This window comes from Lacisediminihabitans profunda (genome assembly GCF_008040105.1).
GTDB lineage: Bacteria > Actinomycetota > Actinomycetes > Actinomycetales > Microbacteriaceae > Lacisediminihabitans > Lacisediminihabitans profunda.
Map to the genome: position 1 here is coordinate 345,713 of NZ_VRMG01000005.1, position 12,824 is coordinate 358,536.

General features: G+C 68.8%; 11 protein-coding genes. 6 read left to right on the top strand and 5 right to left on the bottom strand.

Annotated elements, in window-relative coordinates; all coding sequences use genetic code 11:
• Positions 1-8: 8 nt before the first annotated feature.
• On the bottom strand, positions 9-1,034 hold the full coding sequence (gene fbaA / locus FVP33_RS06175; RefSeq protein WP_147782752.1) for a class II fructose-bisphosphate aldolase: 1,026 nt from the start codon (positions 1,032-1,034) through the stop codon (positions 9-11).
• A 202-nt stretch (positions 1,035-1,236) separates the two neighbouring features.
• Here fbaA and glpX point away from each other — a divergent pair, with 202 nt between their 5' ends.
• On the top strand, positions 1,237-2,169 hold the full coding sequence (gene glpX, locus FVP33_RS06180; RefSeq protein ID WP_147783195.1) for a class II fructose-bisphosphatase: 933 nt from the start codon (positions 1,237-1,239) through the stop codon (positions 2,167-2,169).
• A 9-nt stretch (positions 2,170-2,178) separates the two neighbouring features.
• On the opposite strand, the gene FVP33_RS06185 is transcribed toward glpX, so the two are convergent.
• On the bottom strand, positions 2,179-3,786 hold the full coding sequence (locus tag FVP33_RS06185) for an FAD-dependent monooxygenase (RefSeq protein ID WP_147782753.1): 1,608 nt from the start codon (positions 3,784-3,786) through the stop codon (positions 2,179-2,181).
• A complete protein-coding gene (locus tag FVP33_RS06190; protein ID WP_147782754.1) occupies positions 3,786-5,459 on the bottom strand; it encodes an FAD-dependent monooxygenase in 1,674 nt (557 codons plus the stop codon). The genes FVP33_RS06185 and FVP33_RS06190 overlap by 1 nt, the downstream gene beginning before the upstream one ends.
• Before the next feature lie 186 nt (positions 5,460-5,645).
• On the opposite strand from FVP33_RS06190, the gene FVP33_RS06195 reads away from it, so the two are divergent.
• Positions 5,646-6,608, top strand: coding sequence for an AraC-like ligand-binding domain-containing protein (locus tag FVP33_RS06195; RefSeq protein WP_147782755.1), 963 nt, complete (start codon positions 5,646-5,648; stop codon positions 6,606-6,608).
• A 43-nt stretch (positions 6,609-6,651) separates the two neighbouring features.
• Here FVP33_RS06195 and FVP33_RS06200 read toward each other — a convergent pair whose 3' ends face one another.
• Positions 6,652-7,986: a DNA recombination protein RmuC gene (locus tag FVP33_RS06200; protein ID WP_147782756.1), complete on the bottom strand. Its 1,335-nt coding sequence runs from the start codon at positions 7,984-7,986 to the stop codon at positions 6,652-6,654.
• 155 nt (positions 7,987-8,141) lie between these two features.
• On the opposite strand from FVP33_RS06200, the gene FVP33_RS06205 reads away from it, so the two are divergent.
• Positions 8,142-9,632, top strand: coding sequence for a CoA-acylating methylmalonate-semialdehyde dehydrogenase (locus FVP33_RS06205; protein WP_147782757.1), 1,491 nt, complete (start codon positions 8,142-8,144; stop codon positions 9,630-9,632).
• A 7-nt stretch (positions 9,633-9,639) separates the two neighbouring features.
• Here FVP33_RS06205 and FVP33_RS06210 read toward each other — a convergent pair whose 3' ends face one another.
• Entirely contained in the window at positions 9,640-10,248 is a 609-nt protein-coding gene (locus FVP33_RS06210) for a GNAT family N-acetyltransferase (protein WP_222706635.1), read from the bottom strand.
• Between the two features lie 251 nt (positions 10,249-10,499).
• On the opposite strand from FVP33_RS06210, the gene FVP33_RS20215 reads away from it, so the two are divergent.
• From FVP33_RS20215 to FVP33_RS06225, 3 genes are all read left to right on the top strand, one after another.
• Complete coding sequence (locus FVP33_RS20215; RefSeq protein WP_425460938.1) at positions 10,500-10,814, top strand: MurR/RpiR family transcriptional regulator; 315 nt, start codon at positions 10,500-10,502, stop codon at positions 10,812-10,814.
• A gap of 158 nt (positions 10,815-10,972) precedes the next feature.
• Positions 10,973-11,932 (top strand): 5-dehydro-2-deoxygluconokinase, encoded by a 960-nt coding sequence (iolC, locus tag FVP33_RS06220; RefSeq protein WP_147782759.1) that lies wholly within the window; start codon positions 10,973-10,975, stop codon positions 11,930-11,932.
• Entirely contained in the window at positions 11,929-12,810 is an 882-nt protein-coding gene (locus FVP33_RS06225) for a class I fructose-bisphosphate aldolase (protein WP_147782760.1), read from the top strand. The genes iolC and FVP33_RS06225 overlap by 4 nt, the downstream gene beginning before the upstream one ends.
• Positions 12,811-12,824: the final 14 nt, after the last annotated feature.

The following is a 12,824-nucleotide window of genomic DNA, read 5'->3' on the forward strand; positions in this document are numbered from 1 at the left end:
CGGCGCGACTAGTTGCCCGAGTGGCCGGCCGATCCGAGCTGCTGGGTCGCCTGCACCACGCGCTTCGCCATCGCGGTCTCGGCGAGCTTGCCCCAGGCGCGCGGGTCGTAGACCTTCTTGTTTCCGACCTCGCCATCCACCTTGAGCACGCCGTCGTAGTTCTTGAACATCGTGTCGGCGATGGACCGCGTGAACGCGTACTGGGTGTCGGTGTCGATGTTCATCTTGATCACACCGTTCGCGACGGCGGTCGCGATCTCCTCGTCGGTGGAGCCCGATCCGCCGTGGAAGACGAGGTCGAGCGGCTTGTCGCCGGTGCCGTAGCGCTGGGCGATGCCGACCTGGATCTCGTGCAGCAGCTCGGGACGGAGCTTGACGTTGCCGGGCTTGTAGACGCCGTGCACGTTGCCGAAGGTGAGGGCGGCCATGTAGCGGCCGTTCTCGCCGAAGCCCAGCGCCTCGACTGTCGCGACCGCGTCGTCGATGGTGGTGTAGAGGTGCTCGTTGATGTCGTGGCTGACGCCGTCTTCCTCGCCGCCGACCACACCGATCTCCACCTCGAGGATCGCGTTGATCGCCTTCATGCGCGGCAGGAGCGACTGGGCGATCTCGAGGTTCTCGGCGAGCGGCACGGCCGAGCCGTCCCACATGTGCGACTGGAAGATGGGGTTGCGACCCGCGCGCACCTCGGACTCCGAGGCCTCGATGAGCGGCAGGACGAAGCCGTCGAGGGCATCCTTCGGGCAGTGGTCGGTGTGCAGCGCGACCGTGATCGGGTAGTTCTTGGCCACCTCGTGGGCGAATGCGGCGAACGCGAGCGCGCCGGCCGCACGGTTCTTGACGGTGTGCCCGGCGAAGTAGTCCGCGCCGCCCGTCGTGACCTGGATGATGCCGTCTGAGCCGGCCTCGGTGAGTCCCTGGAGCACGGCGTTGATCGTCTGCGACGACGACACATTGAACGCGGGGTAGGCGAAGCCCCTCGCCTTGGCCTTGTCGAGCATGTCGGCGTACTGCTCGGGGGTTGCGATGGGCATTGCGTCTCCTTCTGGGCTACTCGGACTGGCGCATCGGGCCAGCGCCGAATTTACGGTACGAGTCTATTGACTCCCGGTGCCCGCGAAAGAATGCCGATTGTTTCGCGAACGAGGGCGGCTCGTGGGGAGGCAGGCTCGCTAGCCTTGACAAGTGAACACTGACAGCGCGAACCTATTCCAGCATCCCGACCGCAACCTCGGGATGGAGCTCGTGCGGGCGACGGAGGCGGCCGCGATTCGAGCCGTGCCCTTCATCGGCCGGGGCGACAAGAATGCCGCGGACGGAGCGGCCGTCGACGCGATGCGCAAGTTCCTCGGCACCGTGGGCTTCGACGGCCTGGTCGTGATCGGGGAAGGCGAGAAGGACGACGCCCCCATGCTCTTCAACGGCGAGCACGTCGGCACCGGGCACGGTCCGGCCTGCGACATCGCCGTCGATCCCATCGACGGCACCTCGCTCACCGCGGCCGGCCGCCAGAACGCGCTCTCGATGATCGCGGTCGCCGACCGGGGAAGCATGTACGACCCGTCCGCCGTGTTCTACATGGACAAGATCGTCACCGGACCGGAGGGCCACGGCGTGGTCGACCTTCGCCAGCCGATCGGCGAGAACATCCGCGCCCTCGCGAAGGCGATGAAGAAGGACATCGCCGACATCGTCGTGGCCGTGCTCGACCGCCCGCGGCACGCGGAGCTCATCGACGAGATCCGGGCGGCGGGAGCCGGAACCCGTCTTCTTCTCGACGGCGACGTGGCCGGCGGCATCAACGCGGCGCGCTACGACGCGCGAATCGACATGTGCGTGGGACGCGGCGGCACCCCGGAGGGCATCATCACGGCCTGCGCGCTCAAGGGACTCGGCGGTTTCATCCAGGCGAAGCTCGCCCCGCGGGACGACGACGAGCGCCAGAAGGCGATCGACGCCGGACACGACCTCGACCGCATCCTCGAGATCGACGACCTCGTCACGAGCGACAACACCTACTTCGTCGCCACCGGCGTCACGGACGGCCAGCTGGTGGGCGGCGTGCGAAAGAAGGGCCCGATCATCCGCACCGAGAGCATCGTGCTTCGAGGTCGTTCCGGCACCATCCGCCGCGTCGTTGCCGACCACCTCGCGGAGAAGTGGCTGTAGCCCCGAGCCTCAGCGATCCAGGATGGTCCTGAGCGTTTCCCGCAGCGTGCTGCCCTGCGCCGCGGAATCCGTCGGGGAACGCCAGGCCACGAAACCGTCGGGTCGCACCAGCGCGGCGCCGGTCGACTCCAGGCCGTAGAGGCTCTCGAAATCGCCGTCCGGGTTCGCCAGCCCGGGCGCACCGATGTGGTGAATGCCGATCTCGATCCCGAGTTCGCGAGCGGCCTGGGCGGCGGGGGCAGCCCAGGCGCCGCCGTCGCTCCCGGTGAGCACGGTGAAGGTGCGTCCGAACAGGTCGAGGGTGGAGATGCGCTCGCCGTCGCGCACGAGGAACGTGTGCGGCGCGCGCGTGCCCGGCAGGCCACGGGCCTCCCGCGGGTCACCATGGACGACCGCCTCCCCGGGCTCCGAGGCGATGGCCGCGGAGCGGTAGCGGTACCCGAGATCGATCACGTCATCCTTCACCAGCGCGTCCATCCCGAGCGCAGCCCGCGACGGCGCGGCGCGAGTGACATAGCGAGCGTAGGCCTGGCCGACGGTGAAGATCGCCACCGGCTTGCGCTCGGCTTCGTAGGTATCGAGCAGGCCGTCTCCGGCGGTGCCGCCGAGCACCGCGGCCAGCTTCCACGCCAGGTTGTGGGCGTCGTGGATCCCGGTGTTGCCGCCGTACCCGCCGTAGGGCGGCATGACGTGCGCCGAGTCGCCCACCAACAACACCCGACCCGCGCGCCAGGAGTCGGAGACCTCTGCGCTTGCCTGCCACTTCATCACGTCGTCGATGTGGACCTCGATGTCGGGCACTCCCAGCCCCGCTCGGACGAGCTCGATGCATTTCTCGTCGGTGAGATCGGTCCAGACGTCATTATTCGGATCGGTGGGGTCGCCAAGGCCGTGGACCGCCAGGAAGCCCGATTCGTACGGTTTCTGGATGCGGAAGAAGCCCTGCAGGATCGGGTTGACGACCATGATCACCCCGAGGCTGCGCCCGCGCATCAGATCGGCCACCTCCGCATGGAAGTAGATGGTGATGCTCTTCGAGAAGACCCCGCGGCCCTCCTGGTGGATGCCCACCTGATCGCGCACTCCGCTGTGCGCCCCGTCGGCCGCGATGAGGTACCTGCTGCGGACGGTCGAGGTCTCGCCGGTGTCGCGGTCGCGGATCTGAGCTGTGACGCCGTCGGCATCCTGCTCGAACGAGACCATTTCGGTGCCGAATCGGGTCTCGGCCCCGAGTTCGCGCGCGCGCTCGCCCAGGATCGGCTCGACCGCGACCTGGCTCGCGAAGAGCCGCTCCGAGGGGCTCAGGTCACGCACGCCGTCGTTGAACTTGGGCAGATAGTAGGCGATCTCCTCGCCGGCGAGGCTCACCACCGCCATGATCGCGGCATCCTGGTCGAACTGGTCACCGGACTTCACCGTGATTGCCTTCTCGACGCCGACGCTGCGCATGATCTCCATCGATCGCTGCAGGATCGCCGCCGCCCGAGGGTGCACGGCCCCACCGCGGTGGCGCTCGACGACCAGGGACGGGATGCCGTGGTAGCCGAGGAGCGCTGCGGTCGTCATGCCGACCAGGCTTCCGCCGACGATGAGGACGGGAATCTCCGTGTCGGTCATCACTGTGCCCCAACGCCCTGGAGCGAGTCGACGGCGCTGGGCGAGTCGGCACTGGGCACATCGCGACCCAGTATTGCCGCGAGCGGTTCGCCGAGTTCGCTTCCGTTCGCCGCCTCATCCGTCGGGGCGCGCCAGGCAATGAACCCGTCGGGCCGCACGAGCACGGCTCCGCTCGCAGTCAGGCCGTACAGTGCCTCGAAGCTCGCGTCCGGGTCGGTTGGGCCGCCTTCTCCGCCGATCAGGTGAAGGTCGATCGGGAGAGCGAGCTCCGCACTCGCCGCGGCGACGGCGTGCTCCCAGCGTGTTCCCTCGCTGCCGGCCAGGACGACGAACCGCGTGCCGAACAGGTCGAGGGTCGAGAGGCGCTCGCCGTCGCGCTCGACGAACAGGTGCGGGGCGCGTGTGCCGGGCAGGCCGCGCGCCTCCCGGGGATCGCCGTGCAGACTCGGCGGCACGTCGGCTTCGGGCCGGATGGCGGACGACTGGTAGCGATAGCCGAGGTCGATGATCGCGTCGCTCACCACGGGCTCGAAGCCGAGTGCTGCGCGGGAGGGTGCCGCCCGCATCACGTAGCGGGTATAGGCCTGCTCGACAGTGAAGGCGGCGACCGGGCGGCGCTCCGCGTCGTAGCTGTCCAGGAGCTCGGGTGCGGCCCGGCCGCCGAGCACCGCGGCCAGCTTCCACGCCAGGTTGTGAGCGTCGTGGATGCCGGTGTTGCCGCCGTAGCCACCGTACGGCGGCATCACGTGAGCCGAATCACCCACGAGGAGCACGCGCCCCGAGCGGAAGCTGTCCGACACGTCGGCGCTTGCCTGCCAGCGCATCACATCGTCGATCTCGACCGCGATGCCCGGTGCCCCGAGACCGGCGCGCACGAGTTCGACGCACTTCTCGTCGGTGAGGTCGGTCCAGACGTCACTGTTCGGGTTCTTCGGATCGCCGAGTCCGTGCACGGCGAGGAATCCGGATCGGTAGGGCTTCTCGATCCGGAAGAAGCCCTGCAGGGTCGGGTTCACCACCATGATCACCCCGAGGCTCCGGCCGCGCAGCAGTGCTTCGACTTCGGCATGGAAGTAGATCGTCACACTGTTCGAGAACGCGCCGCGCCCGGTCTGCGCGATGCCGAGCTTCTCCCGCACTCCGCTGCGGGAGCCGTCGGCCGCGATCAGGTACTGCGACCGCACGGTGGAGGTTTCTCCCGAGTCGCGGTCGATGATGTGTGCCGTGACGCCATCGGCATCCTGTTCGAAGTCCACCAGCTCGGTGCCGAACCTGGTTTCGGCGCCGAGCTCCCTGGCGCGGTCGCCGAGCACGGGTTCGATGGCTACCTGGGTGGCGAAGAGCCGCTCCGAGGGGCTCAGGTCGCGCACGCCGTCGTTGAGCTTCGCGAGGTAGTAGGCGATCTCCTCACCGGCGAGGCTCTCGACGGCCATGATGGCGGCATCCTGATCGAACTGGGCGCTCGATTTGGCCTTCACCGTCTCTTCGAGGCCGAGACTGCGCAGGATCTCCATCGAGCGCTGCAGGATCAGCGCCGCGCGCGGGTGCACGGCCGTGCCGCGATGGCGCTCGACCACCAGGCAGCGGATGCCGTGCTGGCCGAGCAGCGCGGCCGTCGTCATGCCGACCAGGCTCCCTCCGACGATGAGAACGGGAACGTTGGTCTCGGACATGGCTTCTCCTTCGTGCACGAGGCAGGACGACTGCGACTGCCTGTGCACGTCGTCGTGCCGAGGCTTGGCGCCACAGTATTCGAGGCGAATCCGGGGCGCATCGGCGTAGAGTGCAGATACCTGTCCACTCCGTGCACTCTTGACGGCGAAGCGACAGCACGTGCCCGCTCACCGAGGAGTGGCTCAATGCAGATCGAGCGCACCGACCCCCCATCGCCCGCGCGCGTCGAAGCGCCGGTGCGCCACCTCCGCGAGTGGAGTTCGCTGCTGTCCCAGTCGTTCATGAACTTCAGCGTTGAGTCGGCCAGACCCGCCCAGTTCCGGGGTTCGCTCGGGATCCGGACCATCGCCGGCATCGACTTCATCCAGATGACAACCGGCAGCCACGCCGCCTACCGCGACGCGAAGAGCATCGGCGCAGCGGAGCGGCCCGACTTTTTGCTCTGCCTGCAGGTGGCCGGGGTGGGAGAGTTCTTGCAGGACGGTCGCACCGCGCGGTTGAACCCGGGCGACATCACCGTCTTCGACACCACGCGGCCGACGACGGTGATCAGCAGCACCCACTATCGCAACCTGTGCATGCGATTCCCGCAGCGGCTGCTCGACGTGCCCGTTGCGCAGATGCGCCAGTTGACGGCCACACGATTCGACGGGCGGGAGGGCCTCGCTCCCGCCGCCGGGGCCGTGCTCGACACGCTGAATCGGGTTGCGGATACCCTGCCTGGTCGCAGCCAGCAGCTTGCGGCGCACAACGCGCTCGACCTGATGTCGACCCTGTTCGAAAGCACTCTGGGTCTCGCCGACGGGCGGCAGCGTCGAGCGGGTGCCGCCCTTCTCGAGCGGATGCTCGACTTCATCGAAAAGAACCTCGGTGACCCGGAGCTCTCGCCCCAGACGCTCGCCGTCACCCATTTCGTCTCGCTTCGCCAGGTGCACAGCGTGTTCAGCGCGGCGGGATTGACCGCGTCGGCCCACATTCTCGACCGTCGGCTCGAGCACGCGCGCCGGGACCTGGTCGACCCTGCCCTGTCCGGGATCTCGGTGGCGACGATCGCCGAGCGTTGGGGGTTCCGGTCGGCCTCTCATTTCGGCCGGTCGTTCAAGGAGCACTTCGCCCGCACGCCCGCCGATTACCGCCACACCGCGTGACGCCGAGCCGGATCTCGGCTCTCGGCCGACCCCCGAGGCGTCCCTACGCGGTGCGGTCCGGTTCCACCTCGAGGGCCGCGACGGCCTCGAGTTCCGCCACGAGTTCGTAGGCGCTCAGGTCGCGCGGGAAGTCCTCGAGTTCGTCGTGGCTGCCGAGCACCTTCGACTCGTCGAGGACGTTGAGCTTGCGCGCCGAGGGGAGCACCTGGCGCTCGAGCGACCCCACGAACCCGTTGTAGTTCTTCACGGTGCTCTCGATCGACCGGCCGAGCTTGTCGACGTGACTCGCGAGGGTGGCGAGGCGGCCGTAGAGCTCCCGACTCAGGTCGAAGAGCATCTTCGCCTCCTGGGTCACCACATCCTGCTGCCAGCTGAAGGCGACGGTCTTGAGCACCGACCAGAGCGTGACCGGCGAGGAGAGGGCGACGCGCTTGGAGAACGCGTAGTCCATGATGCCGGGGTCTGCCTCGAGAGCGCTCGAGACGAGCGACTCGCTCGGGATGAAGGCGATCACGAGCTCGGGGGACGCGTCTAGTCCGGCCCAGTAGGCCTTGCTGCCGAGGGTGTCGATGTGCGCCCGCACCGCCTTGACGTGCTGGCGGATGAACTGCTCGCGCCGCGCGCCCTCCTCGCCGGTCGCCGTCACGGCGATCTGGCTCGCCTCGAGGTAGGCGTTGAAGGGCACCTTCGCGTCCACGGCGATGTTCTTGCCGCCGGGCAGGTGGATGACCATGTCCGGCCGGCCGGCCCCGGCATCCGAGGAGATGCTGGACTGCACGTCGAAGTCGACGCGCTCGATCAGACCCGCCGCCTGCACGACGTTGCGCAGCTGCGTCTCGCCCCAGACCCCGCGGGTGGCGTTGTTGCGCAGGGCGGACGCGAGGGACTCCGCGGTGCTGCGGAGGCGCTCCTCCGACTCGGTCGCGGTGCGCAGCTGCTGGCTCAACTCGCCGTGCTGCTGGCTGCGCTGGGCCTCGAGCTCTGTCACCTTGAGCTGCATCGTGCGCAGCGACTCCTGCACCGGACTGAGGGCCTGGAGCACGCGGCTCTCCTTCTGCTGCCGCTCCGCCTCGGCAAGCTGCTCGAGGCGGTGGCGCTCCACGAGCTCGCGGTACTGGGCCTGCTGACCGGCGACCTGCTCCTTGAGGGCGAGCGCGGTGGCCTGGATGGCCGCGAGCTCCGCGCTCAGTCTGGACTGTTCGGCGAGCCCGTCGGCCCGCACCGCGGCCAGGGCGATCTCGTGCTGGGAGGCGATGAGGGCGGGGTCGGTCGCCTCGGGCGTGCCGGACCGCCTGGCGCGGGCGAGCAGGAGCCCGATCACTGCGCCGAGCAGAACCCCGATGAAGAGGCCGATGATGAGGGCGAGAAGCGGGTCCATGAATCCAGTGTGACAGCGGGCTCCGACAATGCCGGGAAGCATCGCCCGAGACGCGCGGATCCCTGGGCGGGGCGGGCAGCGGCCGGGAGGGCCGGAAACATTTCGAGAACAATAAACGACGAAAATCCGGTCGATCTCGCGGCTAGCATGGCGGCATGGACATCGTGAACCACTGGATCAACGGCGCGGCATTCGAGGGCGAATCGACGCGAACCGGACCGATTTTCGACCCCGCCCTCGGCCGGGTCGCCCGCGAGGTTCGGCTGGCCACGACGGGCGACGTCGACGTCGCGGTCGCCGCGGCCAGGGCGGCCTTCCCAGCCTGGGCGGACACCTCGCTCGCCAAGCGCCAGGCGATAATCTTCACCTTCCGCGAGCTGCTCAACACCCGCAAGCTCGAACTCGCCGAGATCCTCACCGCCGAGCACGGCAAGGTGATCTCCGACGCCCTCGGCGAGATCTCCCGGGGCCTCGAGGTAGTGGAGTTCGCCACCGGCATCCCGCACCTGGTCAAGGGCGAGTACAGCGAGAACGTGTCGACCGGGGTCGACGTCTACTCGACCCGCGAGCCGCTCGGCGTGGTCGGCGTGATCAGCCCGTTCAACTTTCCGGCCATGGTGCCGCTCTGGTTCTTCCCGCTGGCGATCGCCGCCGGCAACTCGGTCGTGCTGAAGCCCTCGGAGAAGGACCCATCGTCGTCCATCTGGATGGCGCAGCTGTTCCAGGAGGCCGGACTGCCCGACGGCGTGTTCAATGTGGTTCACGGGGACAAGGTCTCGGTGGATGCCCTGCTCGAGCACCCGGACGTCGCCTCCATCTCCTTCGTCGGCTCCACGCCGATCGCGAAGTACATCTACGAGACCGGGTCGAAGCACGGCAAGCGGGTGCAGGCACTCGGCGGAGCGAAGAACCACATGCTGGTGCTCCCGGACGCCGATCTCGACCTCGTCGCCGACTCGGCGGTCAACGCCGGGTTCGGCTCGGCCGGTGAGCGCTGCATGGCGATCAGCGTGCTCGTGGCCGTCGAGCCCGTGGCCGACGAGCTGATCGCGAAGATCGCCTCGCGCATGTCGAGCCTGCGGGTCGGGGACGGCCGGCGCAATTGCGACATGGGACCGCTCATCACGCGGGAGCACCGCGACAAGGTGGCCGGCTACATCGACATCGCGGCCGAGGACGGCGCCAAGGTCGTCGTTGACGGTCGTGGAATCGCGGTCGACGGGGAGTCCGACGGTTTCTGGCTCGGCCCGACGCTCATCGACGCCGTGCCCACCACCTCCCGGGTGTACACCGACGAGATCTTCGGCCCGGTGCTCTCGGTGGTGCGGGTGGCCACCTATGAGGAGGGCGTGGCGCTCATCAACGCGTCGCCCTACGGCAACGGCACCGCGATCTTCACCAACGACGGCGGTGCGGCCAGACGGTTCCAGCGCGAGGTGCAGGTGGGGATGATCGGCATCAACGTGCCCATTCCCGTGCCGGTCGCCTACTACTCGTTCGGCGGCTGGAAGGACTCCCTCTTCGGCGACTCGAAGGCGTACGGACCGGACGCCATCCACTTCTTCACCCGCCAGAAGGCCATCACCCGCCGCTGGCTCGACCCGAGCCACGCCGGGGTGAACCTGGGCTTCCCCGAGAACAAGTAACGGGGTTCTAGAGCACGGCGTCGGTGCGGATGCCGAGCAGGGTCTCATTGGTCGGGTCGGCCGGGAGCGGGCGGAAGCCCAGCCGCGCGTAGAAGGCCCTCGCCCCGAGGTTGTCGATTCCGACGCCCAGGTGCACCCCGGGCACCTCGCGCTCCCGCAGCGCGGCGAGCAGCGTGCGCACGAGGGCACGCCCGAAGCCCTGTCCCTGGAGCTCGGGGAGAAGATCGATGTGCAGGTGCGCCGGGAAGAGCTCGGTGCCTGCCGCGATCATCGATTCCGGGTGGTGGCCGAGGGCGATCATCTTCTGGCCGGCGGTCACCGCCGGTTCGACGAGGGGGTACCGGGCGTCGAACCGGGGCAGCCACTCCTCGCGGTAGCGCTTGACGAACGCGGCCGTGTCCGCGGTCGCCACGAGGTAACCGGCGACCCCGTCTCCGGTGTCCACGACGAACGCGAGTTCCGGTTCGAGGGTCGCGTAGGGGGCAGCGAAGATGTCCCCGAGCAGGTCGTCGGAGTCGAACTGGCCCGTCGCGTCATCGCCGGATGCGCCGGTGCGCACGCAGATCTCGTAGAGGTCGGCGAGGTCCCGCGGCTCGTACTGGCGTATCCGGTTCACCCGTCGAGTCTGTTCCACCGCGCGCGAGCCGGTCAAGGCGAACTGGCACAGAGTTTCGACGGCCTGAGCAACCTTGTCAAGAATTGACAACCGGCCCGGACTTGCCCTGCGCGCGACGCGCTCGGGGCGCGAGCGGGGTCCATGATGATCGACGCCACCACGCCGACGAGCGCCCGGAATTCCGCACGGGCTTCCGCACCGGGGCCCGACAATCCACCGCGCCGTCGGCGCGCCGGGTCGCCGACGCGCTGATGGCGAATCCGCAGCTCGCGATGGACAAGACCATCACCGAACTCGCCGAGCTGTGCGACACCTCGGGAACCTCGGTCGTGCGGTTCTGTCGCAGCATCGGCCTGAGCGGCTACCCGGAGCTGCGGCTCGCCTGGCCATCGGCCTCACCGCGTCCGGAGCCACGCCATACGTGCGTGGCGCGCTCGTCGCGGCCCGGGCCCTCGGCGCGACCACCGCGCTCGTCTCCTGCAATCCCGGTGCGCCCCTCACGCCGCTGGCCGACAGCCACATCGTGCTCGACACGGGCGCTGCGGACCGTGGGTCGGCGGAGGTAGGCGACCGCGGATTTCGCCGCCTGACCGGGGGAGCGGAGCCCGCGGCCTGGACGCTGGGTGATCGACCAGCGGAGTTGACTTGTCAATATGTCCGAACATATAGTCGACAGGACGGGCGCCGCGGCTCGTCGGCCAACCAGGAAGTTGAACTGAGCAGCATGACCCAGCCTCGTTCCGCACTCGATGTTCTCACGATCGGGCGTGTCAGTGTCGACATCTACCCGCTGCAGGATGGGGTCGGTCTCGAAGACGTCTCGACCTTCGGAAAGTACCTCGGCGGCAGCGCGACCAATGTGGCGGTCGCCGCCGCTCGCCACGGGCTGTCCTCCGCGGTGATCACCCGCACCGGGCACGACCCGTTCGGCCGGTACATCCACCAGGAGCTGCGCCGCCTCGGGGTCGGCGACGAGTTCGTGTCTCCCGTCGACGGCCTCAACACCCCGGTGGTGTTCTGCGAGATCTTCCCGCCGGACGACTTTCCGCTCTACTTCTACCGCGCCCCCAAGGCGCCGGACCTCGTCATCAACCCCGAGGAACTCGACCTCGACGCGATCCGGGACGCCCGGATCTACTGGTCGACGGTGACCGGGCTCAGCGAGGAGCCGAGTCGCACCGCCCATCATGTGGCCTGGGACGCGCGCGGCCGTCGGCCGCTCACCATCCTCGACCTCGACTACCGTCCGATGTTCTGGGAGTCGCCGGCAGCGGCGACGGAGCAGGTGGACCGCGCCCTCGCCAAGGTGACCATTGCCGTCGGAAACCGCGAGGAGTGCGAGGTCGCCGTCGGCGAGACCGACCCGCACCGCGCGGCGGACGCCCTGCTCGAGCGCGGAATCGAACTGGCGATCGTCAAGCAGGGTCCGAAGGGCGTGCTCGCGAAGACGCGGACCGAGACGGTGGAGGTCGCGCCCTACCTCGTGGAGGTCGTCAACGGCCTCGGCGCCGGGGACAGTTTCGGCGGCGCCCTGTGCTTCGGCCTGCTGCAGGACTGGCCGCTCGAGCGCACCCTTCGCTTCGCCAATGTCGCCGGCGCGATCGTGGCCGGCCGGCGCGAGTGCTCGACAGCGATGCCGACCACCGTCGAGGTCGAAGACATCATGAAGGGAATCCGCGCATGACCGCTCTCGACTTCGAATTGCTGCGAGAGACCCGGGCCGCCCGCCCCGGTCGGATCGCCGAGATCCTCGCCGCGCGCCGGCGTCGCGACGTGATCGCGGGCGACGGCCGCCTGTTCATCGTCGCCGCCGACCACCCGGCCCGCGGCGCCCTCGGCGTCGGCCCCAACGAGTCGGCGATGGCCAACCGCTACGAGCTGCTGGAGCGGCTTGCCTTCGCACTCTCCCGGCCGGGCGTGGACGGCGTGCTCGGCACACCGGACATCATCGAGGACCTCGCGCTCCTCGGTCTGCTCGACGGAAAGATCGTCGTCGGCTCGATGAACCGCGGCGGGCTGCGCGGGGCGTCCTTCGAGATGGATGATCGATTCACCGCCTACGACATCGACCGCATCCGGCGCGACGGCCTCGACTTCGCCAAGAACCTCATCCGCATCAACCTGCAGGACGCCGGTTCGGCCGACACCCTCGAGGCCTCGGCGCTCGCCGTGAGCGAGGCGGCGGATGCCGGCATCCCGATCATGCTCGAACCCTTCATGAGCGAGTGGGTGAACGGCTCGATCCGCAACGACCTCTCCACGGATGCCGTGATCCTCTCGATCGCGATCGCCTCCGGCCTCGGCAACTCGAGTTCGCACTCGTGGCTGAAGCTTCCCGTGGTGCCGGACATGGAACGAGTCATGGCGTCGACCACGCTGCCGACCCTGCTGCTCGGCGGAGACCCGACCGGCGACCAGGACGAGACATTCGACAACTGGAGCAACGCGCTCGCCCTGCCCGGCGTGCGCGGACTCGTCGTGGGGCGCACTCTGCTCTACCCGCCGGACGGCGACGTCGTCTCGGCGATCGACACCGCTGCCGCGCTCGTCCACCGCCGCTGAACGCCATCCCGGTT